The 26,670-nt window shown below is 55.9% G+C and carries 26 protein-coding genes; 14 read left to right on the top strand and 12 right to left on the bottom strand.

What is annotated here, in order from left to right; translation table 11 throughout:
- Positions 1–20: 20 nt before the first annotated feature.
- The 3 genes from rpmA to FE788_RS12450 all read right to left on the bottom strand — a co-directional run bounded on the left by rpmA (position 21) and on the right by FE788_RS12450 (position 1,807).
- Positions 21–278, bottom strand: a complete 258-nt coding sequence (rpmA, locus tag FE788_RS12460) for a 50S ribosomal protein L27 (RefSeq protein ID WP_138380949.1) — start codon at positions 276–278, stop codon at positions 21–23.
- 3 nt (positions 279–281) lie between these two features.
- Complete coding sequence (rplU, locus tag FE788_RS14400) at positions 282–803, bottom strand: 50S ribosomal protein L21 (protein ID WP_138380948.1); 522 nt, start codon at positions 801–803, stop codon at positions 282–284.
- 233 nt (positions 804–1,036) lie between these two features.
- Positions 1,037–1,807 carry a cyclic nucleotide-binding domain-containing protein gene (locus FE788_RS12450; protein WP_138380947.1) on the bottom strand — a complete coding sequence of 257 codons (771 nt, stop codon included), beginning with the start codon at positions 1,805–1,807 and terminating at the stop codon, positions 1,037–1,039.
- Positions 1,808–2,236: 429 nt separating this feature from the next.
- Here FE788_RS12450 and FE788_RS12445 point away from each other — a divergent pair, with 429 nt between their 5' ends.
- Positions 2,237–2,683 carry a universal stress protein gene (locus FE788_RS12445; RefSeq protein WP_138380946.1) on the top strand — a complete coding sequence of 149 codons (447 nt, stop codon included), beginning with the start codon at positions 2,237–2,239 and terminating at the stop codon, positions 2,681–2,683.
- A gap of 142 nt (positions 2,684–2,825) precedes the next feature.
- Here the strand turns inward: FE788_RS12445 and FE788_RS12440 are convergent, their stop codons facing one another.
- Both FE788_RS12440 and FE788_RS12435 read right to left on the bottom strand, forming a co-directional pair.
- Complete coding sequence (locus tag FE788_RS12440; RefSeq protein ID WP_138380945.1) at positions 2,826–4,913, bottom strand: TonB-dependent receptor; 2,088 nt, start codon at positions 4,911–4,913, stop codon at positions 2,826–2,828.
- A 152-nt stretch (positions 4,914–5,065) separates the two neighbouring features.
- Positions 5,066–5,653 carry a TlpA family protein disulfide reductase gene (locus tag FE788_RS12435; protein ID WP_138380944.1) on the bottom strand — a complete coding sequence of 196 codons (588 nt, stop codon included), beginning with the start codon at positions 5,651–5,653 and terminating at the stop codon, positions 5,066–5,068.
- Between the two features lie 35 nt (positions 5,654–5,688).
- Between FE788_RS12435 and argH the strand changes: the two genes are divergently transcribed.
- Together argH and FE788_RS12425 are read left to right on the top strand one after the other, a co-directional pair.
- Positions 5,689–7,116 (top strand): argininosuccinate lyase, encoded by a 1,428-nt coding sequence (argH, locus tag FE788_RS12430; protein WP_138380943.1) that lies wholly within the window; start codon positions 5,689–5,691, stop codon positions 7,114–7,116.
- Between the two features lie 340 nt (positions 7,117–7,456).
- Positions 7,457–8,143 (top strand): PEP-CTERM sorting domain-containing protein, encoded by a 687-nt coding sequence (locus tag FE788_RS12425; protein ID WP_168190413.1) that lies wholly within the window; start codon positions 7,457–7,459, stop codon positions 8,141–8,143.
- A 174-nt stretch (positions 8,144–8,317) separates the two neighbouring features.
- Here the strand turns inward: FE788_RS12425 and FE788_RS12420 are convergent, their stop codons facing one another.
- Positions 8,318–8,704 (bottom strand): VOC family protein, encoded by a 387-nt coding sequence (locus FE788_RS12420; protein WP_138380941.1) that lies wholly within the window; start codon positions 8,702–8,704, stop codon positions 8,318–8,320.
- 185 nt (positions 8,705–8,889) lie between these two features.
- Here FE788_RS12420 and FE788_RS12415 point away from each other — a divergent pair, with 185 nt between their 5' ends.
- Genes FE788_RS12415 through FE788_RS12405 form a run of 3 tightly spaced genes read left to right on the top strand, consistent with a single transcriptional unit; the run spans position 8,890 to position 12,483 of the window.
- Positions 8,890–9,087: a hypothetical protein gene (locus FE788_RS12415; protein ID WP_138380940.1), complete on the top strand. Its 198-nt coding sequence runs from the start codon at positions 8,890–8,892 to the stop codon at positions 9,085–9,087.
- 16 nt (positions 9,088–9,103) lie between these two features.
- Positions 9,104–10,375, top strand: a complete 1,272-nt coding sequence (gene lysA, locus FE788_RS12410) for a diaminopimelate decarboxylase (protein WP_138380939.1) — start codon at positions 9,104–9,106, stop codon at positions 10,373–10,375.
- Positions 10,376–10,419: 44 nt separating this feature from the next.
- Positions 10,420–12,483, top strand: coding sequence for a DUF4175 family protein (locus tag FE788_RS12405; protein ID WP_138380938.1), 2,064 nt, complete (start codon positions 10,420–10,422; stop codon positions 12,481–12,483).
- Positions 12,484–12,550: 67 nt separating this feature from the next.
- On the opposite strand, the gene FE788_RS12400 is transcribed toward FE788_RS12405, so the two are convergent.
- Complete coding sequence (locus tag FE788_RS12400) at positions 12,551–12,925, bottom strand: response regulator (protein ID WP_138380937.1); 375 nt, start codon at positions 12,923–12,925, stop codon at positions 12,551–12,553.
- Positions 12,926–13,053: 128 nt separating this feature from the next.
- The gene (locus FE788_RS12395; protein WP_138381397.1) at positions 13,054–13,956 is read right to left on the bottom strand and encodes a DUF3426 domain-containing protein; all 903 of its coding nucleotides are present in this window, start codon (positions 13,954–13,956) and stop codon (positions 13,054–13,056) included.
- Between the two features lie 205 nt (positions 13,957–14,161).
- Here FE788_RS12395 and ftsE point away from each other — a divergent pair, with 205 nt between their 5' ends.
- The 5 genes from ftsE (at position 14,162) to FE788_RS12370 (ending at position 18,440) form a co-directional block, all read left to right on the top strand.
- Positions 14,162–14,902 carry a cell division ATP-binding protein FtsE gene (gene ftsE, locus FE788_RS12390; RefSeq protein ID WP_138380936.1) on the top strand — a complete coding sequence of 247 codons (741 nt, stop codon included), beginning with the start codon at positions 14,162–14,164 and terminating at the stop codon, positions 14,900–14,902.
- Positions 14,903–14,904: 2 nt separating this feature from the next.
- Entirely contained in the window at positions 14,905–15,786 is an 882-nt protein-coding gene (locus tag FE788_RS12385; protein WP_138380935.1) for a cell division protein FtsX, read from the top strand.
- Positions 15,787–15,805: 19 nt separating this feature from the next.
- Positions 15,806–16,384, top strand: a complete 579-nt coding sequence (locus tag FE788_RS12380) for a YdcF family protein (RefSeq protein ID WP_168190412.1) — start codon at positions 15,806–15,808, stop codon at positions 16,382–16,384.
- A gap of 81 nt (positions 16,385–16,465) precedes the next feature.
- A complete protein-coding gene (locus FE788_RS12375; protein WP_138380933.1) occupies positions 16,466–17,248 on the top strand; it encodes a lysophospholipid acyltransferase family protein in 783 nt (260 codons plus the stop codon).
- A gap of 127 nt (positions 17,249–17,375) precedes the next feature.
- Positions 17,376–18,440 (top strand): DUF2125 domain-containing protein, encoded by a 1,065-nt coding sequence (locus FE788_RS12370; protein WP_168190411.1) that lies wholly within the window; start codon positions 17,376–17,378, stop codon positions 18,438–18,440.
- 132 nt (positions 18,441–18,572) lie between these two features.
- Here the strand turns inward: FE788_RS12370 and FE788_RS12365 are convergent, their stop codons facing one another.
- Positions 18,573–19,514: a prephenate/arogenate dehydrogenase family protein gene (locus FE788_RS12365; RefSeq protein WP_138380931.1), complete on the bottom strand. Its 942-nt coding sequence runs from the start codon at positions 19,512–19,514 to the stop codon at positions 18,573–18,575.
- Position 19,515: 1 nt separating this feature from the next.
- A complete protein-coding gene (gene hisC / locus FE788_RS12360) occupies positions 19,516–20,613 on the bottom strand; it encodes a histidinol-phosphate transaminase (RefSeq protein WP_210413974.1) in 1,098 nt (365 codons plus the stop codon).
- A 232-nt stretch (positions 20,614–20,845) separates the two neighbouring features.
- Between hisC and metX the strand changes: the two genes are divergently transcribed.
- Together metX and metW are read left to right on the top strand one after the other, a co-directional pair.
- Positions 20,846–22,009: a homoserine O-acetyltransferase MetX gene (metX, locus tag FE788_RS12355; RefSeq protein WP_138380929.1), complete on the top strand. Its 1,164-nt coding sequence runs from the start codon at positions 20,846–20,848 to the stop codon at positions 22,007–22,009.
- Positions 22,006–22,638 (top strand): methionine biosynthesis protein MetW, encoded by a 633-nt coding sequence (gene metW / locus FE788_RS12350; protein WP_138380928.1) that lies wholly within the window; start codon positions 22,006–22,008, stop codon positions 22,636–22,638. The genes metX and metW overlap by 4 nt, the downstream gene beginning before the upstream one ends.
- 83 nt (positions 22,639–22,721) lie before the next feature.
- On the opposite strand, the gene FE788_RS12345 is transcribed toward metW, so the two are convergent.
- Both FE788_RS12345 and FE788_RS12340 read right to left on the bottom strand, forming a co-directional pair.
- Complete coding sequence (locus FE788_RS12345; RefSeq protein WP_138380927.1) at positions 22,722–23,525, bottom strand: slipin family protein; 804 nt, start codon at positions 23,523–23,525, stop codon at positions 22,722–22,724.
- Positions 23,515–25,035, bottom strand: a complete 1,521-nt coding sequence (locus tag FE788_RS12340; RefSeq protein WP_210413972.1) for an NfeD family protein — start codon at positions 25,033–25,035, stop codon at positions 23,515–23,517. The genes FE788_RS12345 and FE788_RS12340 overlap by 11 nt, the downstream gene beginning before the upstream one ends.
- 302 nt (positions 25,036–25,337) lie before the next feature.
- On the opposite strand from FE788_RS12340, the gene FE788_RS12335 reads away from it, so the two are divergent.
- Complete coding sequence (locus FE788_RS12335) at positions 25,338–26,411, top strand: helix-turn-helix domain-containing protein (protein ID WP_168190410.1); 1,074 nt, start codon at positions 25,338–25,340, stop codon at positions 26,409–26,411.
- Positions 26,412–26,670 lie beyond the last annotated feature (259 nt).

The raw sequence follows: 26,670 nt of genomic DNA, 5'->3' as shown, positions 1-26,670 counted from the left end.
TTTCAACAGTGTCAGGCGGTTTAGGCTTCGCTGACAACGCTTACATAGCTGCGTTTCAGTTTGCCTTTGGAAAATTTGACCTTGCCTTCCGTAAGTGCAAACAGGGTATGGTCCTTGCCCATGCCGACATTTTCACCCGGATAGAATTGGGTGCCACGCTGGCGCACCAGGATGTTACCGGGAATCACGGCTTCGCCACCGAATTTCTTTACACCAAGACGGCGACCGGCTGAGTCGCGACCATTGCGGGAACTCCCGCCAGCTTTCTTATGTGCCATGTCTTATTTCTCCTCAGTTGTCTTGGGTGACTTTTTGGTTGCCTTGGTCGCAGCGGCTTTTTTCGGTGCGGCCTTCTTGGCAGGGGTTTTCTTCTCTGCGGCAGCGGCCTTTTTCGGCGCCGCTTTTTTTGCGGCAGGTTTGCTGTCTTCCGCCTTTGCGCTCTCTGCTTTTTCCGCCTTGTCGGCCTTCTTCGGCGCGGCTTTCTTCGCCCCGCCCTTGCCGATTTCCAGGACCTTAAGCACCGTCAGTTCCTGACGATGGCCTTTTTTGCGGCGATAGTTGTGGCGGCGTTTTTTCTTGAAGATGATGACCTTGTCGCCCCGGGTCTGTTCCAGGATTTCTGCGGTCACAACCGTACCAGCCACCGTTGGGGAGCCAACTTGAACCCCTTTGTCATCACCCACCAGCAGCACTTCATCCAAGGTTACCTTGCTGCCGGCTTCGCCCTCAAGTTTCTCTACCTTGAGAATATCGTCTTTGGCTACTTTATACTGTTTGCCACCAGTTTTGACGACTGCAAACATGTTCAACATCCTGTTTATTCTTCTGGTCATAGCCGGTAACGGACACAGGCCCGTATTTACAGACCGGGATATGACGATTCGTCATTCCGCAGGCTCACGGCCTTTTGCGGTGATGGCGCACTATAGCGTTGGGGATCGTCTTGTCAAGGCTTTTGACCGGTTTTTGGCCGTTTTCAAGGCTGTTTCCCAGCATCGGTTTTGGTCAAGGGTTTTACCACCGATGCCGGGAGAGATCAGTCTCCTTCTGCCATATCCGCCAGGGCGTCACGGTCCAGAAGGTGCACATCATGAGCCCCTTCAAGTTTGATCAGCCCGGCCTTGGCCAGTTTGGTGAACTGCCGGCTGACAGTTTCGACGGTCAGCCCCAGATAGTCGGCAATGTCCGAGCGGCTCATGGGCAGATGAACGTGATCTGCGGCGCGAGGCGTGCGCAGCGCGGACTTTTCCGCCATAGCCAGAAGGAAGGAGCACAGTTTTTCGCTGGCGGTTTTACGGCCCAAAAGCAGCATCTGGTCATGGGCGGCTTCCAATTCGGTCGAGGTCATCTCGAAAACCCGTTCGCCAAGCTCCGGCATTTCACTGAACAGCCGCGCGATTTTCTTGCGCGGAAAGCGACACATATCCACCGGGGAAATGGCTTCTGCCGTGAAGGTGTAGACATCCTTGCAGGCCAGTCCGAAAAAGTCTCCCGGGAACAGAAAGCCGGTAATCTGCCGGCGGCCGTCCGGCAACATTTTGGAAATACGCACACAGCCTTCGCGGATATTATACAGATAATCTGCCGGGTCGCCCTCGGAACATAAAATCTGCCGCGCATCCCGTTTGAAGTCTGTGGAAATATCAGCCAACTGCTGCACCTGTTTCGTGTCAAGGGCGCTACACATGGCGATATGCCGGACGGAACAGTCTTCGCAGGCCGTGTTTCCGGAACAGGTCGAAGAGGTCACCAGTTTCAAATTGGAACGGGCATGATTAAAAGGCGTTTTGTGTACTGACCTGTCCATTTTATGCCCCTGAATGAATCTTGTATTCGGTAATACTCATTTCTGTTATTTAACCCTGATTGGTACTTTATGTAAATTATGGTTCAGTTATAAGTTATAGTTCAGCCCCGATGAAAGGGGTGTGTCGTTCATGTGTATTCTCAGCATATGCATTTTGGGCGTATGCAGTTTGGAGTTTGAAATTTTCAGATGATTCCCACATCTCTTTCTTCAACACGCCCCCCACGGGCTGCCTGTTAATTTAGAACATTATAACGCGCTATCCTAGAAAATTTTTCCATATTTTTTTTGTATTAGTTTTCGACAAAGGAAGCATCGCCGGGATGATGTCTTGCAATTGATGCCGATCAATGCTTCACTAGATCCAGGCAGTAAGGTTAAGCTTATGGCGTACAACAATTTTCGTTAACAGATGAACGAGGTATTTCCATGACCAAGGGAAAATTAACTTATCTGGTGGGGTATGATGGTGGAGAGGTCAGTGAGCGCGCCGCCAAGCTTGCCGCGGATAAACTGGTTTCACATGGCGGGGGGCGGCTGCTGCTGGTTTATGTGGTCGACTGGTCCGAATTTGAGGTGATGAGTGTGGAAGAGCTGGCCGTGCGTCATTCCCAGCAGATGGAACAGCTGGAAACGGCGGAAGAGGAAATTCTGGAACCGGCCAAAAAACGCCTGGCGCGCGAAGGCGTGACCATTGAAAGTTTTGTCCAGGTGGGCCATGCCGCAGACGTGATTACCTCGGTGGCCGAGGAACAGAATGCGGACCAGATTTTCATGGGGCACAAGGGCAAGGGGTTTCTCGCCAAGCTGGGGCTGGGCAGCGTAGCATACGGCGTGCTGCAAAAAGCCAAGGTGCCGGTGACGGTGGTGCCGTAAGGAAGAATTTATTTTCCTGTCTTTCACACCCATCGCCAATCCGGCCAGAGGTTTCTTTTCAATCACCATACGTAACGCCGGTTTTCGAACCGGCGTCGATGAAACCGTTTGGTGGGATGTCTGAGAGACCCCACAATTCACCCTAAAACCCGTAAGTCAGGCTGAGTTTGAAATTCCGCCCGGGCAGCGGCACCCTGTCCTTGAGAAACGAGGTGTGGGTGCGCCGTTCCGCATCGGTCAGGTTTTCTGCCGCCAGCCGCACCATCAGCTCGGGAATGGCCTCCGCCGGTTGCCAGCCCAGTTCCAGGTTCAGTTCGGTATAGCCGTCCGTGGCCAGTTCATTGGCCCCGATTTTGTTTTGATCATCCACAAAACGTACTTCCGCGCGGGCTTCCAGCGCCTCACCGATGTAATTCAGCCCCAGCGTGGCGCTGAGCGGGGGAATACGGGGGACATTGCCCCCATTGTCCGTGAATTTGGCGCGGACATAATCCCCGGCCACGTCCAGGCTGACCTGATGCAGTCCTTTTTGGAACAGGGTCCATTCCGCTTCTACTTCCGCGCCGTAGAAGCGGGCATCCTGCTGGCGGAATTCAAATACCCGCAGGCCGTCTATGTCTTCACCGGTTTCCTGCTCGAAAATAAAGTCCTGATACCAGCTGTGATACAGGTTGAGACTGCCGCGGAACGTTTCGCTTTCTTTCTTGAGGGTCAGTTCTGCGGTAATGCCTTTTTCCTTGTCCAGGCCGATATTGCCTCGTTCGAAGGCATTGGTGGCCAGATGCGGGCCATTGGAAAACAGTTCCTCGGGCGTGGGCGCCCGTTCTGTGTGACTGAGGCTCAGGCCCACCAGGCTGTCATCCGTTGGATGATAGGCGGCGCCGGCCGACAGGCTGATGCTGTTGAAGCTGCGGTCAATGCCCAGCGTCTTGTTTTCGGTGTTCTGATGATCAAAGCGGGCCCCGAATTCCAGGGTCAGCGGGTCAAGGACTACTTCCTCCACCGCAAAGACACCCCATTGCAGGGTTTCGGAGGGCGGCACAAAGGCCTCATCCCCAATGGCCTTGAAGTTCCGTTTCCTGATTTGCAAGCCCATGGAGCCGTGCAGCTTTTCCATGTCTTTCTGGATCAGTTCCAGGCGTCCTTCCCAGCCCTCGTTCAGGAAGCGGGTGCCGATGGCCTCGCCTTCCAGTTCCTTGTGTTCGTAATCTGCATATCCAAAACGCAGGCGGGCGGTTTGGAAAATGGCAAAATCCCGGGTGATTTCCCCGGCCAGATCAAAACGTTTCTGGTCCAGGTCGATGCGCACGACTTCTTCTTCGTGATCCTCTTCTTCATGGTCCTCTTCTTCATGTCCATGACCACCAGGAACACCGTAATTGCTGTCATTAAGACTGAAGGACGCGCCGAGCTTGGCGTTTTCCCCGAACCAGCCGAAACCAACGGCCCCGCCTTTGTTGTCCACGTCGGAGTTTTCCACCGTGCCGGAAGTCTCATTCTCAAGCGACGAGTCATCATGGCCCTCGGCGGCATGCAGACGTTCACTTTCGGCCTTACCGGGGATGTCGTAATCTTCCGAATTGCGGAAATACCCGTTGAGATGCAGGGCGAACCGGTTCCCCACGGCAGAGGTGATCGCTGCGCCGCCGGAAATGTCTTCGCCCGCTGTTTCATAACCGAGGCGCGCGCGGCCCTCAAAGCCCGCCTCCGGCAGGGCAGCAGGAATCCGGTTGTCAATGATATTGACCACGCCGCCAATGGCGTTATTGCCGTAAATCAGAGTGCTGGCCCCGCGCAGGACTTCCACCCGTTCGGCGGTAAGCGGATCGCCGGCCACGGCATGGTCGGGGCTGGTGCTGGCAGCGTCGATGCTGCCGATCCCATTAATCAGCACCCGGATCCGGTCGCCGCCCAGGCCACGAATGATCGGGCGGCTGGCACCGGGCCCGAAATAGGTGGAGGAAATGCCCGGCATGCCGCTCAGCGTCTCGCCAATGGTGCCGGCCATGCGCCGATCAAGATCTTCGCCGCTGAGCAGGCTGTTGCCTTGCAGCACATCCATGCGGTTTTTCTCATGGGGGGCCGCGGTGGCAAAGATTTCTTCCATTTCATGGCCGTGATCGTGTGCCGGGGCACCGTCGTCACTGATTGCCGGGAGCGCCGTTACGCCGACGCTGGCGGCGGCGGAAAACAACAGACAAAACAGGCGGCTGGCGGAAAGGTCAGGCATAGTTCAGAGTATCCCTTAATATGTTATGTTATAACCTTGTTTGTGATTTATGTTATAATATAACAGTGGTGTCAAGGGTGTTTTGGCAGAGGAAGGGACGCAGCGCTTCCGCTGCGTTAGCGTGAATTGTAAATAGGTTGGCTCAATTTTCTCTAGGCCGGATCCAGGGTGGCGCGAATCAGGGCGCGGGCGTCTTCGGAGTCCCATTCCGCGGGACCGGTCAGCCGGCCGAGTTCTTTCCCCTCTTTATTGATCAGCAGCGTGACCGGCAGGCCCAGTGCGCCGGCCGCCCGGCTGAATTTGCCCGTGGGGTCCAGATAGGGGCTCAGGGACTGAATGCCCACCTCATTCAGAAATTTCATCACCACGTCCCGGCCGCTGCGATCCATAGACAGGATCACCACCTCGAAATTTTGATTTTTCATGGTCTGGTTCAACCGGTCGAGACCCGGCATTTCATGGCGGCAGGGGGCGCACCAGGTGGCCCAGATATTCAGCAGAATCACTTTGCCGTGGAAGGCGTCAAGGGTGACCTGGCGGCCGTCCGGGGCGATAAAGGGAATATCCGGTAGGGACTTGGGCTGTGAATGGGCGCTAAATTTTGCCATATTTCCCACCGCCAGGGCTTGCAGCGGGCTCACTTTTGGCGTATTTCCGTCGTTCAGGAAGTTGTTTGCGAACAAGAGTGCCGCGAAAACAAGGGCAATAAAAACCGCCAAACCGATAATCGTTTTATTCATTACTCCCTCACATGCCACAAAAACAGGATAAAGTCATGTCTGACCAGAAGAAGGCCTCCGGAAAACCGGCCTCGGAAAAATCCGCAAACGCACTTTGGGGCGGACGTTTTGCTGCCGGTCCTTCGGAAATCATGGAAAAAATCAATGCCTCCATTGATTTTGACAAGAAGTTATATGCCCAGGATATCCAGGGGTCAAAGGCGCATTGCAAAATGTTGGTGGCACAAGGCATAATTTCAAGGGAAGATGGCGCGGCGATCCTGAAAGGACTGGATCAGGTTCAGACAGAAATCGAAGCCGGAAACTTTACCTATGATGCCCGGCTTGAGGATATCCACATGCATGTGGAATCCCGGCTTAAAGAAATTATCGGCGAGGCGGCCGGCCGGCTGCATACGGCGCGCTCGCGGAATGATCAGGTGGCGACCGATTTCCGGTTGTGGATACGCGACGCCATTGACCAGATGGAGGCAGCATTGGGGCGGCTGCAGGCGGCCCTGGTGGACAAGGCGGAAAAATTCGCCGAGGTGATCCTACCCGGCTTCACCCATCTGCAAAGCGCCCAGCCGATCACGTTCGGCCATCATCTTCTGGCTTATTTTGAAATGTTCTCCCGCGACCGGGACCGGCTTAGGGATGTGCGCAAGCGACTGAATGAATGTCCCTTGGGAGCGGCAGCGCTGGCAGGCACGTCCTTTGACATCGACCGGTTCATGACGGCCCGGGAACTGGGGTTCGATCGGCCAACGGCCAATAGCCTCGACAGCGTGTCAGCCCGGGATTTTGCATTGGAATTTTTGGCGACGGCGAGCATCTGCGCGACCCATGTCTCGCGGCTTGCGGAGGAGATTGTGATCTGGTCCTCGGCGCAGTTTGACTATATCACGCTGAGCCATAAATTCACCACCGGTTCCTCCATCATGCCGCAGAAGAAAAACCCGGATGCAGCGGAACTGTGCCGGGCCAAGGCCGGGCGAATCATCGGCGCGCTGAACAGCCTGCTGATTGTGATGAAGGGCTTGCCGCTTGCTTATTCCAAGGATATGCAGGAAGACAAGGAAGCCACTTTCGATGCGGCGGAGAATTTTTCCCTGATCATCGCCGCCATGACCGGCATGATCGAGGATATGGGGGTCAAGTCGGACAAGATGCTGACCTCCACCAAAGCCGGATTTATCACCGCCACCGATCTGGCCGATTGGCTGGTGCGGGTGCTCGACATGCCGTTTCGGGAGGCGCATCATGTCACCGGCACATTGGTGGCGCGGGCGGAAGCGAAGGGCTGCGATCTGGACGGTCTCAGTCTCAAGGAAATGCAGGAGGTGGAACCGCGCATTACCGAAGACGTGTTCAGCGTGCTGAGTGTGGAAAATTCCGTCGCCAGCCGCCAGAGCTATGGCGGTACCGCCCCTGATCAGGTGCGCGCCCAGGTCAAGGCCGCCCGCAAACGTCTTGCATCCTGATCCGAACATCCCGATAGAATATTCCGGTTAAAGATCCCAGCCAAAGATTCCGGCCAAAGATTCCGGCAGACTCCGCTCGGCCTCCCCCCCCATGAGGCTGTGTCAGGTCCTCTGTGATAAGGTTTTCTTTGGAAGAGGCCCGGCGCAAGTTGCCAGAATATGTTCACCAGAATATGTTTAAGTGTCGGAATATTTTACAGTGTTATGAAATGCTTATATTAAAACCCCTCTAAATGACCGCTTAAGCGTTCCGTCAGGAAGTCATATGTCATGGCTGGAACAAAACTTGCATATACTTCTATTGAGTTTGCGAGTTCAACAAGTTCCGGGTCGTTTTGTAATGACAACATATTTAAGGACGCTCGCCATGATCACCATGATGAAAAAGTCTGTACTCAAAAAATACGGCTGGGCGGTTGCGCTGACGGGGATGGTTCTCTTTGCGGCGTTGCCGGTACGGGCCACAACCATCAATCTGAGTAATGTTCAGGGGCCCTGTGTGGCCACGCCGGTAGGGCCACAGTCACAGCATCTGGGCTTTGATACGGGGCAGGTTCAGGAATATTTCCAGGCTGTGCAGCCCTGCCATATCGAGTTTCAGATCGGGTTTGACCCCATTGATGCACCCCTGGTGCAAATTGCTATCGACAAGGATGTGTTCAACAATCCCGATTATCCCATTCTTGACTGGAAGGATTTCCATATCGAACTGGCCATGCTGGATGCCAGCGGCGCTTTGATTCAGCCCGATGGGCTGGGGTTCATTTTTGACCCGCTGCCGCCAGTAAGCAGCAGTGGGCATTTTGTGCTTAATGAGCTGTCGGATCAACATATGCTGTGGTTTGATGGTTTCCTGCCGGTGGGTGAGACCGCGACCTTCTGGCTGGGCATCCAGGTGCCCAATATTTCCGGAACCGGGCTGGAGACGATTGTGCTGTGGCAGATTCCCACCGTTCCGGAACCCGAAATGGTCGGGCTTTTGCTGCTTGGGCTGTTGGGAATTGCCGCGTTGCGCCGCCGCCGGTAAGACCGGGGTCAGGTCAGGGCCCGGATTATGAGGATTAAGGCTTTATCAGGTTTAAACGGCGTCTCATGCCCCGGCGCAGATTGTTGAGCCCCTTTCTAGTGTCCCCGATATTCCGGGGCGGGGAAAGGGGCTTGTCTGTTTCCGGAGCTAGTGATGAGACAGGCTCAATTCACCCTAAGAAGCGGGAACCATACAGAAGGCGTTCAGTTTATTGCCGTCCAGATCCCTGAAATAGGCGGCATAAAAGCCGTCACCGCCCTCGCTGCGCGGGCCGGGGGTACCTTCATCCGTGCCGCCGGCCTCAAGAGCGGCCTCGTACACCGCCTTGACCACTTCCGGAGACTGGGCATAAAGGGCCACCATGGTGCCGTTGCCCGCGGTGGCGGCTTCTTTGTTATAGGGCAGGATAATGGACAGCATGGGCTCATTCGGGGCGGTGCCCCAGGCAATGAAGCTGTCGGCTTCCATGGTGCGCTTGGCCCCGAGCACGGCCAGAACCTTGTCATAAAATGCCGCAGCTTTTTCAAAATGATTGGTGCCCAATGTCACATACCCGATCATGGGAATCTCCTTGATAAGAAAGGTTGAGGTCAAAAGAGAGAAGCAGGATTTTACCTCATTTTCCCGCAAATGACAGTCACGGATTTGTGAACGCCCTGGACGGTTTTTTGACAGGCGCGGCTTTACAGGGGACAATTTGTCTTGTAGTCCATTGGACTGCATATTCGGGAACCGGGAATGTCGTGATGAGTAAAAAACTGATTCTTGCCTTTGTGGCCAAAGGTGTGGTGCTGGCGGTGATTGTGGCCGGGCTTTTTGCGCTTTATGGCTGCGGCAAGAAAAGCCCGCTGGAGCCCCCGCCCGGTTATCAGAAACCGCAGGCCGAAAGCAGTGCCACCCCCGCCGGGATGAAAAAATCTGGAACGGGCACGCCACAATATTAAAAGGATATCATAACCTATGGATCATTTCGGTTATCGGCAGGGAGAAATGTATGCGGAGGACGTGCCGGTTCGTGACATCGCGGATCAGGTAGGCACGCCCTTTTATTGTTATTCCAGCGCGACCCTTGAACGTCATTATCGGGTTCTGACCCGGGCTTTTGAGCAACAGGGGCTGGACCTCTTATTGTGTTATGCGGTGAAAGCCAATACCAATCAGGCCGTCATCGCCACCCTGGCGGCGCTGGGCAGCGGCGCCGATGTGGTGTCCGAGGGCGAGTTGCGCCGGGCGCTTAAGGCCGGCATTCCGGCCGAGAAAATTGTTTATTCCGGGGTCGCCAAAACCGAAGACGAAATGGCTTTCGCCCTGAAGGCGGGCATTTACCAGTTTAATGTGGAAAGTGTGCCGGAACTGCATCAGCTCAGCCGGGTGGCCGAGCATCTCGGCTTGACCGCCCGCATCGCCTTTCGCATCAATCCCGATGTGGATGCCCTCACCCATGCCAAGATTTCCACCGGCAAGTCGGAAAACAAGTTTGGTGTGCCCTGGCGACAGGCCCGGGGCATTTATGCCGAGGCCGCGCGATTGCCGGGGATTGAGGTGGTGGGACTGGATGTGCATATCGGCTCGCAGTTGACCCGGCTGGAACCATTCCGGGAAGCATTCGAGCGGGTGGCTGGGCTGATCGAAACCCTGCGCGCGGATGGTCATGACATTCGTCGCCTGGATCTGGGCGGCGGGTTGGGAATCCCCTATGATCCTACGGATCAGGAACCGCCCCATCCCGAGTCCTATGCCGCCATGGTCAAGGAGGTGGTTGGCGGCCTTGACTGTCGGATTATCATTGAACCCGGTCGGCTGTTGGTGGGGAATGCCGGCATTCTGGTCAGCCGGGTGATCTATGTAAAAGAGGGCGAGGAACGCAATTTTCTGATTATTGATGCGGCCATGAACGACCTGATCCGGCCCAGCATGTATGACGCCTATCACGAAATAGTGCCAGTGCGGGAAAAAAAGGCGGAAAAAGTTCCCTATGATGTGGTCGGCCCGGTTTGTGAAACGGGAGATACCTTTGCCCGCGGGCGCCGCCTGGTGCCGATGCAAAGCGGCGATCTGGTGGCGATTCGGTCCGCCGGCGCCTATGGTGCGGTGATGGCCTCGACCTATAACACCCGCAGGCTTGTGCCGGAAGTGCTTGTAAAAGAAAATGAATTTGCCGTGGTGCGGCCGCGTCAGAGTTATGAAGATCTGATCGGGCTTGATCGACTTCCCGACTGGCTGGCACAATAAGGGGAGTTTACCGGAGATAAAACCATGAAGATCAGGACCTGTTGATGAGGGTCACTTTTGTTGGATCGGAACGTCCCGCCGCCGGAATGCCAGGGCAGGGTCTGGCTTATGGAGGGGTGCAGGCCGGCGCGATCCTGGTTCTGTATCTGGGTATTTCTTTTCTGGACCCGTGGGGATATGTGCCGGAGGGGATTCATGCAGCTCTTTACGGGCTGATGCTGGCGCTGATGGGGCTGCTGGTGCTGGCCGGGTTTTCCGGAAGGCGGCCGCGGCGGCTGGGGGCGCCACTCAAGACTCTTGGGATATCGATCCTTCTGGTGGGAGTATTTGCGCTTTTGGCCGGAGAAGATGCGGGGCGCCGGCTGGAGATTGCGCTCAAACCCCGGGCGCTGTTTACCTATCCCGTTCCCCATATGACGGCGCGCCTTGTGCCGCCCCCCTATACCGAAGCCGAAAGCATGGAAATATCAGGCGTCTTAACGGCGAAGCCCCTTCCGGACGGTTCGCGGTCCTTTCCCGCGGCGGGGATCAATCCGGTACCTGAAGGCAGCCTGTTGAAGGTGCGGATTGATAATATCCGCTGGCGTCCGGTATTGGTGGCCGAAGGGCGCGTCGTGCCCTTTGAACAGGGGGGAGACGGCAGCTATGAAGCGCAATTGACCCTGCGGGAGGCAACGGACTGGCAGGTCAGGACCGGTTCTTACCGACTGGGGCGATGGCCGGTGATTCTGGTGCAGGATGAAGCACCTGAAATCCGGGATTTTGCCCTGGGGGCTGAAACCACCCCCCTTGGGTTGACGCCTCTTCAGATCAGCCTCGCGGATGATTATGCCCTGAAACGCCTGTCGTTGGAGGTGCGTGAGCCGGAAAATCCCGATATGGCGGTGGCGCATCTTGATCTGCCCGTAAGTGGGGTGACAGAATTTTCCGGTACCCTGTATGTGGATCTTTCGGCGGTTGATATGGCGGGGCGGCTGGCCACCGTGACGCTGGTGGCGGAAGATGAGGCGGGGCAGGCCAGTCGTGTGGGGAAGGACGCAGTACTGTTGCCCAAACGGTTTTTTCATGACGCCGAGGCCGATCTGCTGAATGACATTCGGGAAAAACTTCTGACCCGGCCCGAAGATCGCCAGACCCTGGCGCGCAAGGTGATGGCCTTGGGGCTCGTGCCCGACCAGACTGCCCTGCGCCCGCCAGTTTATTATATGGCGTTGCGTTCGGCCTACTGGCGGCTGGTGAGACCCGCCCGGCCGGGCGACTGGCAAGAGGCGCGCAAGATTTTGTGGGATCTGGCCCTGTTGTTAGAATATGGGGAGAGCGGTCAGAAGGAACTGGCCCTGTTGCAGGGGCTGGACCGGCTGGCGCTGGCGCTTCGTCAGAATAAATCCCCCGAGGCCATTTTGCGCCACCTCCAGGAACTGGATCACGATTTTAGCGATTTTGTGCGTGTACGCGCATTGTCTGATGGTTATGCGCAACAAACGGTGCCGGATTATCTGGTGGTTCGTCGCCTCTATGACCGTATTCTGGGATATGTGTCCCGCAATGACCATGAACACGCCATTGCTTTGGTGGACAATCTGCGGCAGGCCCTGGTCAATGACGATCTGGCCGTTCTTACTTCCGGCGGCTATGGCCGTTATGTGGCCGCGAGCCAGGGGGCACAGATTGTAGACAACCTGATCACCATTCAGAAACAGCTTCTGGCCAACAGCTATAAGGGCCGGATTGTCACCGAACTGGCCAGTACGGACCGTTCCAGTGCCTTTGAGGCGCGGATCAGCCGGGAATGGAAGGAATGGGGGCAGACCCAGAAACGCTTGGGACAGTCTTTGAGCCGGCTGGGCCTGACCTTATCCAAAACCGGCATTGAAACAGAAGACCTGCTGGCGGAAGCGGATCGGCTGGTTCGTGATACCCTGTCCAGTCTTGAAGCGGGGGAGATGGAAAGCGCTGCTCAGTATCAGTCTCAGATTCTGGTGGTGCTGAACAATCTGAAACACCGTCTTGGGGCCAATATCCCCCAGACCCCACTGATCCGGGAATTGGCGCCGTCCCCGATGCCAGATGACGCCGACCCGAACAGCGCCATCCTCCCCTCCCAATAAAGGGAAGAAGAGTACCGGCCCGCCCGGCGAATGTTTCTTGGTGTGAATATTTCCTGGTGTAACTTTCTCAGTGAAGGGGGGGCTTATTTTCCAGAGCCGTCTCCACAGCTTGACACAGATCTTCCAGAGAGAACGGTTTGCTGATGACCTCGTGGATCAGGGCGTCCAGATTGTGGGCCCGCTGCTTTTCATGGGCATAGCCGGTCATCATCAGAATTGGCAGGGCCGGATAGGCAGCCGAAGCTTTAAGGGCAAGGGCGATGCCGTCCATTACCGGCATGACGATATCAGTCAACAGCAGGTCATATTCTTCCCGCTCAAGGGCATCCAGCGCCTCGCCCCCATCCGCCACGGCGGTCACCTTGTGTCCCCGAAGTTCCAGAGCCCGACTCACGAAACAGCGTACGGCTTCTTCATCTTCTGCAATCAGTATATGTGCCATAGCCTGTTCACCACAATATTTTGTCTCAACCGGTTTTAGCGAAAAAAGCTTTATATTTGCTTTACGGCTGATTTGCGGCGGGTTTTGGAGTGAATTTTGACGACTAAGGCAACATCATCACAGCTTTTTTATTTTTCTTCGGTAAAGGCGATGCGCAGATCTCGGGCATCCTGGGGCGGGTCCGGCAATCTGGTTTCGAAACGGATATGCTTGCCTGCTGCGACCATACCGGGGGAGGGGTGGAAAATCCATTGCCGGATTGTAGTACGCTGGGCATCTTGCAACGCCACCTTCAGCGGTGGGATTTTCTGGGGTTCGTCGGTAATATTGCGGACTTCCCCGCGGACAATAAGGATAGGGACATTGCCCTGATATTCCTGTGCCGGTTCAAGATTTTCAATCACCAGCCGTTTGCTGATCGGTACTTTGGGCGCGGCTGTGGCCGTGGCGGCGTGTCCGGCACCGGCGGGGGAATCCTGCATGCCGATGATCTGATACAGCTTGCGGGCGGGCGGCCAGGTTTCGCTGATGGTTTCATGAAACAACAGAATAGAGCCAATACTCAGGACAACAAAGGCGACAAGGCTGATCCAGCCCCACATATTATGGCCGTGCTGATGATTTTGCAGGGCCGGCAGATTGGACCCCCGGGGGATTGGTCGCGGCCGTTTGGCGCGCTGCATAAACGGCAGTTCCTGATCCTTTGTGGTGGCTTCGCGGTTCGGTTCCGCTGTAGTGGTAGAATTGGTGCCTGGATTGGTGCCTGGCTCCGGTGAGGGGGAATTGGAGGTCGGGACCGTTGCTTCTGTATTGCGGTTGCCGCCACTCTGATCTTCGGGCTGATCTTCGGGCGGTTCGGGGGCAAGATTACGTCGTTCTTCTTCTTCACTGACCACGGGAATGTCCGCCGACGGGGGCATCTCCCGCCAGGTATGCCGGCATTTTGCGCAACGCACCATACGCCCTGCGGGCATCAGGGCCTTGGGGTCCACCACATATTTTGCGGAACATTCCGGACAGGTGAGGATCATACAGGTGCCTGTAAAATAGCGTTTTTTTGTCACTAGTGGAGTTTATTTTATAATCCGCCGAATAGTTCAGTGCAAGAGTCGAGGTCTGATGACGGCCATTTTCTGGCGTCTCAATTCTTTTTGTGGCGGGGCTTGGCAGATTAAGGCTGATATGCTTTAAATGTGTCAAATACATAGCAGAGGCACATGACACAGAGGTTTTCGCGTGATCCGTTTTGAAAATGTCGGTATGCGATATGGGATGGGGGCAGAAGTTCTCAAGGATATCACTTTTGAATTGAGTCCGGGCTCTTTCCATTTTCTTACAGGCCCGAGCGGGGCGGGAAAAACGTCCTTGCTGCGCCTGATGTATCTCGCGCACCGGCCGTCGCGGGGGACGATTACCATGTTCGGCCAGGATGTGGGGGCGCTGGACCGTAAGGCGCTGCCGCGTTTGAGACGGCGGATTGGGGTGGTGTTCCAGGATTTTCGCCTGCTGGACCATTTGACGGCTGTGGAAAATGTGGCGCTGCCCCTGAAGATTGCCGGTGGTCGAGGCCCGGAAATCGAGGAACATGTGCAGGAACTGTTAAGCTGGGTCGGGCTGGAACATCGCATGGCGTCCCGGCCGTCCACCCTGTCGGGCGGGGAAAAACAGCGTGTCGCCATCGCCCGGGCCGTAATTAACCGGCCGGATCTGTTGTTGGCGGATGAACCGACAGGCAATGTGGATCCGGAGATGGCCGAGAGGCTGATGCATCTGTTTGTAGAGCTGAATAAGCTGGGCACCACGACGGTGATTGCCACGCATGACATGTCGCTGGTTCGCAAAATCGGGGCCAGCCGCATGCATCTTCATGATGGCCGGCTGCAACTGCTCGGTGCTGGCGAAAGTCCCATAAGCCCCATTGATGCCGGAGCCCTGCGCCCGACAACGTCGCCGCCGGGGCCTGAGGAAAGGGCCTGAGCATGACGGCGTATTTTGAATTCCTTCCCGAAGAAAAAGATCATGAGGCGACCCGCCTGTTGCCTTGGGTTATGGCGGTCATGGTTTATCTTAGCGCTCTGGCGCTTACGGGCAGTTTGCTAGTGCATTCCGGATTTGACAACTGGACACAAAGCCTGTCCAACCGGCTGACTGTACAGATCACCATAGAGGAAGCGGAAAAACGACGCGAAGCAGTGGAAAGGGTTCGCGCCGTACTCAGCCAGACACCGGGCGTGACCGAGGTTCATGTGCTGTCAGAGGGCCAGATTGCTGACCTTCTGGAACCCTGGCTCGGGGCGGGAAATATTACGGATGATTTGCCGGTGCCGGCCATGCTGGATGTGAGGACCGAGGCCCGCCTGTCTCTGAATCTGGATGCGTTGCGCAGCCGGCTGAAACAGATTTCGGACAAGGTCGAAATTGATGATCATCAGAAATGGCTGGCGCATTTCCTGAAACTTGTCACCATGCTGGAATATGTGGCGCTGGGCATTTTGCTGCTGGTGGTGATGGCAAGTGTGTGTATTGTGATTTTTGGCACCAAGGCGGGGCTTGCGGAACATAAGGAAATTATCAAAATCATGCATCTGATGGGGGCCCAGGACGGGCTGATCGCCCGGGCCTATCGGCGCCGGTTCATGCGCCATGGCCTGAAAGGCGGGATTATCGGGCTTATTCTGGCCTTGCTGACCATTTTTGGTCTGGCGCATCTGGTGCAAAATCTGGCAGCAGGTCTGGTGGAAACGCCCCGTATACCTTATCTGGAAATGGCGCTTTTGCTGACCTTGCCCTTTGTTTCGGCGTTGATTTCCATGGTGACGGCGCAGATTACCGTGATGAATGAACTGGCCAGGACCGTTTAGGGACGGGATGAGAACAGGCATGCGGATCTTTTTTTATGTTTTGATGGTGCTTTTCCTGCTCTGGGTCGGTGGTTTTTTGTGGTTTCTTTATGGCTTGTCCCGGGACACGGTGATTTCCGATGAAAAAACCGATGCTGTGGTGGCGTTGACAGGGGGGGCGAACCGTCTGGACGAGGCCATGCGCCTTCTGGAAGAAGGACAGGCGCGGCGGCTGTTTATTTCCGGGGTCAATGAAAAAGTCACCGAAGACGAGCTGCTGGAATATCTGGGGGGCAGCCCGAAGCTGGCGGCCTGCTGTATCGAGATCGGCAAGCGGGCCCAAAATACTGAAGGCAATGCCCGGGAAATTGCCCACTGGGTGGCCTCGGCGGGAGTGGGGTCCGTGCGGGTGGTGACGTCGCTGGAACACATGCCGCGGGCCATGGTGGAACTGAAGCGGTATTTGCCAGACCTGCCGCTTACCCCGCATCCGGTTGGCCAGTGGCGTCCGGAAAACACCAAATTTTATTCTCTGGCCCGGGAATATAATAAATATCTTTTCAGTCTTGTCAGGTCGTCTCTGACTGATACATTACCGGTGAGCGAGTCAGAATTTTGACGAAAAACATGTCGGTTTCCGGGGGCTCCGGATTGTGGCATCGGGCCGAGCATCGCCGGGCGTCTCAGCGGGGAGGAAACCTTGCCTCTCTTTTCAGAAATCAATGGGCTGGAAAGACGACACAGGGAATATGAATATGGGAAAAAACGGATGATGGCCCGATTGCGGTCCTTGGTCTTCACGGCTGTTTTTTATGTATGGGGGGGTGTCTATTGTACCTTTTGCCTGCCGGCCCTGCTGATGCATCGTCGATTTCTGGTCCGAGCCCAGACCTTCTGGTCTCACAGCATCCTGTTTTTGTCGCGCACCGTGGCGGGAATCCATTTTGAAGTCCGAGGGGCGGAACACATTCCCCGCACCCCCTGCATCATTGCCATGAAGCATCAGTCCGCCTTTGACACCCTGATCATGCATGCCCTGCTCAAGGATCCGGCATTCGTGATGAAAAGGGAGCTTTTGAAGATCCCCCTCTATGGCCAGTATTGCAAAAAATCGGAAATGATTCCCATTGACCGCAGTGCGGGTCCCCGGTCGATGCGCACCATGATGAGAGCGGCCCGGAAAATGATTGACGCAGGGCGCAGCGTGGTCATCTTTCCCGAAGGCACCCGGACCCTGCCCGGCCAGCGTCATGCCTATCGTTCCGGCATCTATGGCCTTTATAAACATACCCAAAAGCCGGTGGTGCCTGTGGCGGTGAATTCGGGATTGTTTTGGCCGAAAAAAGGATTCAGATGGTCCCCAGGAACCATTATCTTTGAATTTTTGCCGCCCATTGAACCGGGGCTAGAGAAAAAAGAATTCCTGGCCGTCCTGGAAGAGCGCATTGAGGATGCCAGCCTGAAACTGTTGGAAGCTGTGTAGAAATAGGGGCCAGTTGACGTAAGGCTTTTAGGCCGTCATTTCATTATGATCTTTTCGCCAGACGGTCTGTTGTGTTATGCCATCATGGTGATGACAGGATGAACAGGGGGGAATGTGGAAAAAGCTGATGCGTTTTAAAGTACTTGTCACAATTGTTTTGTTGGTGATCGGGGCATATGTGGCCTTCTGGTTTTATCTGGCCTCCCAGGTTGAAGAAAAGACGCTTGAAGCCATTGCGAACTTGCAAGGCAGCGGTGTCGGGGTTTTTTATGATGACCTTGAGGTGGAAGGGTTTCCCTATAAAATCGTGCTGAAAAGTTCGTCCCTGAAAGTCAGTTATGGTGGTCCGGAACTGGCCGGACGCACGGTGTCTATTGCCTTCCCGGAGGTGGCTGTGGTGGCCCAGCCCTGGAAACTCACCCATGGCGTGATGGTGGCGGATTATGCTGATCTGGTTGTGAGCGAAAACGAAGAGGCGGTTTTCCGGCTGGCGGCGGATCACATCAAATCCTCCCTGATTCTGGACATTGAGGAAAGGCGCCCCCAACGCCTGTCAGTGGTGATGGACAAGATGCAGTGGGGCTATGGCCCGGCCCGGCCACAGGAACGTTTGTCAGAAGCGCGCGACGTGCAGATTCATGTCCGTCGTCCGATCGGGGAAAGTCCGGATACGGACCAGCTGGACATGCCGGTTGTCGGTGAAATGGCGTTGCGGGCAAAGGACATTATGGCCTATGAGATCCCGGTGGGAATTTTCGGCAAAAAAGCTGACACTGTGATGGTCCATGCGGCGGTCCATGGCAGCCGTCTGCCGGAGTTTACCCCGGCTGGCCTGGCTCCCTGGCGCGATGAAGGCGGCACGGTCACATTGCAAACATTGCGCATCGATTCCGGCAAGCTGGACCTTACGCTCAAGGGGGATATGAGCCTGGACCAGGAGTTTCGGCCCCTGGGCGCCTTCAGCGCCGAAATCACCGGGGTGGAGCATATTATCGAAGTCCTCTCAGGTCTTTCGGCCTTTCAGAAAGAACCCGGCGATGAAATTCTGGATGACCTGAAGGATATGGTGGAAGAACGTCGGAATGGTAATGACGAAATGATCAAGGTTTTGTCATTGTCCATTGCGTTGCAGAACGGCTTGCTGTTTGTGGGCCCTATCCCAGTTTACGAATTAAGCCCGGTCATACGCTGAGTGGAGGGCGCGGCGATCTAACTGTTATTGGATGACTATGCCACTGCTGAGCCTATCAGGGCATCGAGAACCCGGACAAGGTCTAGAGTGAATTGTGAATGGGTCAACCTATGCACAATACACTCTAACGGTTCAGCTCTTGGGCGACATGTTGTTTTTGGGAATGTCGTGTTCGCGGCCAAAGTCCGGGGCGGCGTCATCCTGACCAGCTTCGATGATCTGTTTGCGGATTGCCCGGGTATGGGAGAACAGCTTGAACAGCTTATCCCCGTCACCCCAGCGAATGGCGCGTTGCAACGCGGTCAGATCTTCTGTGAACCGTCCCAGCATTTCCAGCACCGCTTCCTTGTTGTGCAGGAAAACGTCCCGCCACATGGTGGGGTCGGAAGCGGCAATACGGGTGAAGTCCCGAAACCCGCCGGCGGAAAACTTGATCACCTCCGAATCCGTCACGCCTTCCAGGTCATGGGCGGTGCCCACAATGTTATAGGCGATCAGATGCGGAATGTGTGACGTGATCGCCAACACCAGATCGTGATGTTCCGGGGTCATGATTTCCACGGTGCTGCCAAAAGCTTCCCACATTTTTTTCAGGGTGGTGAGCGCGGTCTCGTCCACATCCTCCGGCGGGGTCAGAATACACCAGCGCCCGAAAAACAGACTGGCAAACCCGGCTTCCGGTCCGGACTGTTCGGTCCCCGCGACCGGGTGCCCGGGAATGACATGCACATGGGGCGGCATATGCGGCCTGAGCGCCCGAACCACACTGCCCTTGACGGACCCCACATCGGTCACCGTGGCCCCATAGTCCAGATGAGGGCCAATGGTTTTGGCAAGGGGGCCAAAGGTGCCCACCGGCGTGGCCAGCATAACGAGATCGGCGCCGAGTACAGCTTTGGCGGGGTCCGCTTCCGTGCGATCCGCCAGATGCAGTTCCTCGACCTTTTTCAGGCAGGCCGCATCCTGGTCACAGGCGACGATAGTTTCGCACAGGCCATTTTCCCTGAGCGCCCGGGCCACGGACGATCCGATCAGGCCGAACCCGATGATGGTGACATGTTTGTAGAGCGTCATGTCAGGCCTCTCCCATAAACTTTTTCAGAAGTGCCGCCACGGCCCGGTTTTCCTCTTCCCGCCCGACGGTAAGCCGCAGGCAGTCGCCCAGGCCCTGTTCCGGCAGCCAGCGCAGGATATAGCCGTTTTTCAGCAAAAACTCATTGGCCGCTTGTGCATTTCTTTCGCCTTCCGGGAAACGGATGAGCAGGAAATTGGCCACACTGGGCACCACCTCAAGGCCAAGGCCCTGAAGCTCTTCTTCCAGCCAGTTGCGCCAATGGCGGTTATGCTCTATGGCCTGATGTTCAAAGACCGTATCCTTTAATGCGGCAATGCCGGCCTGTTCTGTCGGGGTTGGCACATTGAACGGATCCCGAAGCCGGTTCAGGGTGGCAATGATCTTTTCGTTCCCATACCCCCAGCCCAGACGCAGAGCCGCCAGGCCGTAAAGCTTGGAAAAGGTTCGCGTCATCATCACATTTTCTGCCCGTCCGGCCAAGTCGATGCCAGCCTCATAATCCGCCGCCTCGACAAATTCGGCATAGGCCGCATCCAGCACCAGTAATACATGATCCGGCAGCCCCCGCCACAGACGCTCAACCTCTGTCCGGGGAAGGTAGGTGCCGGTGGGATTGTTGGGGTTGGCCAGAAAGACAATGCGGGTGCGCTCTGTCACCCGGGCGAGGATGTTGTCTACGTCGGCGGTATATTCCTTGTCCTCCGCTTCCACCGGTACGGCGCCCACAGACTTTGCGGCAATAGGGTACATCATGAAACCATGTCGGCTGTAAATTACCTCATCCCCCGGCGCCAAATAGGCCCGGCAGGCCAGCTTCAGGATTTCATCAGAGCCGATGCCGCAGACAATGCGTTCGGGGTCCAGCCGGTGTTTTTCGGCAATGGCCTCGCGTAGCTTACGATAGGAGCTGTCCGGATAACGATGCAGACTGGCGGCGGCTTTTGCATAGGCGTCCAGCGCCTTTGGGCTAGGCCCAAGGGCAGATTCGTTGGAGGAAAGCTTGACGGCGTTTTTCACGCCGGCCGTTTTGGATTTGCCACCCACATAAATGTCGAGCGTTTCAATCCAGGGACGGGGCACCAGTCCGGTCATCGTCATTACCTGTTATTGTTTCTAGGGGTTGCCGCTTTTCATAGGCGCGCCGGTCTTCCCTGTGGAGCCGGTGAGAGTGTTCTAGCTTTATCAGGCCGGGACTGCAAGATGATATTCGGTACAAGCCTGCCAGAAACTAAGAATTTCCAGAAACAAAGAATTTATTGACATATGTCCTGCCTTGGTTATGACAGGTTGAAGATCGAGCGCCTGAGCCACAGGAATATCAGGAAACATAATGACGCAGCAGACAGAAACCGCAAAGGCCAGAAATCGGGATACCGAGGTGGTGATCCTTGGGAAGGCGGCGCCGCTTGTGCTGGATTCCGGGGAAAAGCTGGGGCCGTTCCGGGTGGCGTATAAAAGCTGGGGCAGGCTCAATGCCGACAAATCCAATGTCGTGCTGGTCTGTCATGCGCTGACCGGAGATCAGTATGTGCGGGGCAAAAACCCGATTACCGGGAAAGCCGGCTGGTGGGACAATATGGTGGGTCCTGGAAAACCGGTGGACACGGACAAGTTTTTTGTGATCTGTGCCAATGTGCTGGGATCCTGTGCGGGGACGGAGGGGCCGGCGGAAATCAATCCCGAGACCGGTAATGTCTATGGCCTGGATTTTCCGGTGATCACCATTCGCGATATGGTGCGGGCCCAGGCCATGTTGCTGGATCATCTGGGTATTGACAAGATTTTCTGTATCATTGGCGGGTCCATGGGGGGGATGCAGGTGCTGCAATGGTCGGTGACTTTCCCCGAACGGGTCCACAGTGCCATTGCCATCGCCACCACCTGGCGGCATTCAGCCCAGAACATTGCCTTTCATGAGGTGGGGCGTCAGGCCATTATGGCCGATCCCAACTGGAATCACGGCCGTTATTTTGAAACCGATAAACGTCCCCATGCGGGTCTCGCCGTCGCCCGTATGGCTGCGCATATCACCTATATGTCGGAAAGTGGCCTGATGGCGCGGTTCGGCCGTAATCTTCAGGATCGCGACGCTTTGACCTTTGGTTTTGATGCGGATTTCCAGATCGAGAGTTACTTGCGCCATCAGGGCATTTCCTTTGTCGACCGGTTTGACGCCAACAGCTATCTCTATATCACTCGCGCGATGGATTATTATGACCTGTCGGCGGAATATGGCGGCATTCTGGCCCGGGCCTTTCAGGGCACCAGGACCCGGTTCTGCATTCTTTCTTTCACCTCCGACTGGCTGTATCCCACTGAGGAAAGCCGGGAGGTTGTGCGGGCGCTCAATACGGTGGGCGCGCGGGTGAGCTTTGCCGAGATTGATATGGACAGGGGCCATGACAGTTTCCTGCTGCCCTGCCCCGAGCTGGATAACATTGTGCACGGGTTCCTCACCTCAGAGGGTGACCGGCTGGGAGTGTTTGCCTCATGAACAAAGCCGGCGAATATGGGCCCAAGGATATTCGGGTGGATCTGCTGCTGATTGCGGATATGATTCCGCATGGGGCTAGTGTACTGGATGTGGGCTGTGGTGACGGGGTGCTGCTGGATTATCTGGTCCGTCACAAGAAAGTGGACGGGCGAGGCATTGAAATCAGCCCGGAAGGCGTTAATAAAAGCATCGCCCGGGGGCTGTCGGTCATTCAGGGGGACGCGGAAACCGATATTACCTATTATCCGGATAACAGTTTTGACTATGTGATCCTGAGCCAGACCCTGCAGGCCATGAACCGGCCGGACCGGATGCTGGACCAGCTATTGCGGGTGGGGCGGCGGGCCATTGTTTCTTTCCCTAATTTCGGCAACTGGAAGGTTCGGTTCAACCTGTTGTTCAAGGGCACCATGCCGGTCACCCGGAATCTGGATTATCCGTGGTATTCCACGCCCAACATCCATTTCTGCACCATCCGGGATTTCGTCAATTTGTGCCGGGAGAAAAACATCCGCATTGAACAGCATATGGCGATTAACAGCGCCGGTTATCGCATGCCGGTCGAAACCCTGTTTTTTGCCAATCTGTTTGCGACCCAGGGGCTTTATGTGATCAGCCGCCCGCGCTAGAGTGAATTGTGGATAGGTTGACTCAATTCACTCTAATTCCCCAGAACACACTGAACTTTATCAGCTCTAAGGGGCTCGCAGCCTTAGCCGGACTCCCCGGGGGAATTGCGGGACGTTTCCGGCTCTGAAGATGCCATCTGCCCCATAAAGGCCTTCATAAATTCCAGCGGTACGGGAAAGATCACCGTGGAGGTTTTGTCGTTGGAGATGTCCTGGAGTGCCGTAAGATACCGGATTTGCAGGGCTTCCGGACGCCGGCTCAGGATGGTGGCGGCATTCAGCAACTCATCGGCTGCCTGGCGTTCCCCTTCGGCAGAAATAATTTTGGCCCGTCGGATTCGCTCGGTTTCGGCCTGTTTGGCAATGGCCCGAACCATGCTGGGATCCAGATCCACATGTTTCAGTTCCACATTGGACACCTTGATGCCCCAGGCGTCGGTCTGCTCATCCAGTATCTTCTGAATATCCGCATTAAGCCGGTCGCGTTCGGCCAGCATTTCATCCAGTTCATGTTGCCCCAGAACCGACCGCAGGGTGGTCTGGGCCAGCTGACTGGTGGCGAACTGGAAATCCTCTACCGCGATGATCGCCCGCTGAGGGTCGATGACCCGGTAATAGACCACCGCATTGACCCGTACCGATACATTGTCGCGGGAGATGACGTCCTGTTCTGGCACATCCATGACTGTGGTCCGCAGGTCGACCCGCACCATTTGCTGGATGATGGGGATGACGATGATCAGGCCCGGTCCTTTCACTTTCCAGAAGCGGCCCAGCTGAAAGATCACACCGCGTTCATATTCACGCAGAACTTTGATGGCCGACAGCAAAAGTCCCGCAAAAACAAAAATGGCCACATAAAGCGGGATGGAAAATTCAAACGTCATGCTTGTGCTCCTGTCCGTTATTGCCGTTGTCCCGTTCAATGAACAGTTTGAGTCCGTCCAGGCCGGTCACTTTCACCCGGTTCCGGCGGCTCAGTTCCGCGGGGCCCTGAGCCTGCCAGATTTCGCCCTGGACCCGGACATGTCCTGCGCCGTCTTGCCAGTCAATGACTTCCCCATATTCGCCAATCAGGGATTCGGGTCCCATGGTCACCGGCCGGTGCCAGGCCTTGACGGCCATATACATAATGCCGAGCAACAACAGCCCCGAGACAAAGGCAAAAGAGCCGACAATCGGCATGGACATGGTCATACCCGGCACATCGGTATCAATCAGGATCACCGATCCGATGACCAGCGCCACTAGGCCGCCAAACCCCAATATGCCAAAGGCCGGCACGAACATTTCCGCAATTAGCAACACAAGCCCCAACAGGATAAGCGCCAGCCCGGCATAGTTAACCGGTAGCAGTTGCAGCGCATACAGCGCCAAAAGCAGGCTGATGGCGCCGGTGACACCGGGCAGAACGGTACCCGGATTCCAGAATTCGATGATCAGCCCGTAAATGCCGATCATCAGCAGGATATAGGCCACGCTGGGATTGGTGATCACCGCCAGAAATTCCGTACGCCAGTCCGGTGCGATTTCCGCCGTTTCCAGGTTGCGGGTGGCCAGGACCTGATCCTGACCGCTTATCTGTACGGTGCGGCCGTCCATTTTCTCAAGAAGTTCGGCAATATCCCGGGCCAGAATGTCCACCACTTTGTTTTCCACGGCTTTTTCCGCGGAAAGACTCACGGCTTCCCGTACGGCCAGTTCCCCCCATTCGGCATTGCGGCCGCGCATTTCGGCCAGGCTGCGGATATAGGCGGCGGCGTCATTGACGGCCTTGTCGGCAAGTGAGGGATGCGCCTTGCTGTCTTCTTCTGATGCGCCTTCTTTATCCTCTTGGGATTTTCCGGAAGATTTCGCGGGCGATTTGTCCGGTGATGCCGGGTTGGGCATGCCGCCGATCTGGACCGGGGTCGCCGCCCCCAGATTGGTGCCGGGGGACATGGCCGCCACATGGCAGGCGTAAAGGATATAGGTGCCGGCACTGGCGGCCCGCGCGCCGCTGGGGGAAACAAATCCCGCCACTGGTATCGGCGAGGCCAGGATCGCCTTGATGATGTCGCGCATGGAACTATCGAGACCGCCGGGAGTATCCATGCGCAGAATGATCAGGGGGGTACCGTCTTCCGGGGCCTGTTCGATGCTGCGTACAATATAATCGCTGACGGCGGGACCGATTGGCCCTTTGATGTCGAGCACCACGGCTGTGTCGGGGACGGCTTGGGCCGAACTGGCGAAAAAGCTGGACAGCAACAAGGCGAAGGCAGAAAGGATAAGGGCGGTGGCCACAAGGAAGGGCCGGAGCAGGGACAGGAACCCGAGCAGGGCAGTAGGACCGGTTCGGGCGAACGGACGCCGCTTAAGGATACTGCTGTTTTTCTGCCAGATCATGATTTCCATGCTGTTTACCCCCGGTTTTTTCCTTGCCGATCGGCGCCGGGATAACGCTTTCTTCGGGCCAAATTGCCTGAAAAACGGTATATTCCAATCAATTAACAGCTGTATTCTAACACAGGACAGCCTGTAAGGACATGTCTTGTTTCGGCCCTTCCTTCTTGCCGCCAATTGGTGGGAATAAAACCGCCCTGCACAGGCGGCCATTGTCAGGGTCCGGAGGAATAAGTATTATTTGTGTCTCAAGGGGAAGGAACATCTTCCGTCCGTCATGGCGCAAGCAGGGCAGAGTGGTTTGGGAGCGTGATATGGGAGCAGAACACCAGCCGGCAGCGGAGCCGACAGCAGAATTGACGGTTGACTTTGCCGATATAGCGCCGTTGCTGGACATGAATCGTGACAGCTTTACCAGCCCCACATTGCGCAAATACAGCCGGCTGCTTAAGACCCGGGATCCGGCGTCAGTTTCGCCCATTCCGCTGGTGGATTATTTTCACATGCTGCGGGAACTGTCCGTGGACCTCAATGATGAAACCATTCATCTTTCGTCCCGCCATCTGATGCCCGGATCCACCGGTTATATTCTATCCCGTCTGACAGGCTGTGAAACGCTGGGGGAAGCCATGCGGTTGATTGCCAAGACCTATAATATGCTGCATGGCGGGCCTTACAATCGGGTGGAAGAGCGGGACGGCAACCTGTTTTACCTTATTGATGACAGCAACTTCCCCTATATGACCGATAATCGTGACTATATTTATTTTACGCTGGAATGTGTGCTGATTTTTCTGCATGGCATGCTGAGCCTGATTTCGGGGGAGCAGATCATGCGGGCCCTGCGTAAAGTTTACAGCAAGAGAGAGCGCGGCCTTCTTAAAAGCCGCCATATGGCTTTCTGGGATGTGCCGGTCAGATATCAGTCTGCCGCCTACGCCCTGATTTATGATTTGTCCGTGGCCGATTTGCCGGTCAGGCTTCCCGCGCCGCCTCCGACGATGGCGGATATTTACTACAGCGTCACGGATATGATCGCGGCGCGGGCGGCGGTTCCTCTCCGGCGGGGCAATGTGACCGCCCAGGTGCGGGAGGTGCTGGAACGGGGCATATATGCCCAGCCCCAGGTGGCGCGTCAGTTAGGGTTTAGCGTCGCGACGCTGCGCCGGCGATTGCAGGAGGAAAACAGCAGCTTCCGGGCGCTTTCCCATGACGTGTTGAATAAAAAAGCCTGCCAGATGCTGGCTCAGGGATATCATGTCACGGTGGTGGCCGAAGACCTGGGATTCGCGGAATTCAGAAGTTTCATCCGGGCGTTTAAAGGCTGGAACGGTATGACTCCGGCGGCCTATGTCAAGGCGCTGCGGACCGCGCCGCGAAAAAATTAAGTAACCTCTTCCATAGGCAGGATTTTGGGAGCCTCTCTTGAGCGAAATTGTCCACAAATTATGATCTTTTGCATCATGTTCTCGGGGTGGATTTTTCCCTAAAGTGTTTGGTGATGAGATGGCACTGTCATGGCGAGCGCCAGAAACGCCGCCCATAGATTGGGTGCCATCCGTGGATCGTATGGATCGCCCCCGCTGCTGACGCGGGTTGCGATGATAAGATGATGTAGACACAAATATTCTGAAGACAGGCTGGGAA

Origin of the sequence: Luteithermobacter gelatinilyticus, from assembly GCF_005849285.1 — a bacterium.
GTDB classification, from domain to species: domain Bacteria; phylum Pseudomonadota; class Alphaproteobacteria; order Sphingomonadales; family Emcibacteraceae; genus Luteithermobacter; species Luteithermobacter gelatinilyticus.
The sequence above is the reverse complement of the archived record's forward strand: the minus strand, read 5'-3'. Positions and strand labels throughout refer to the sequence as shown.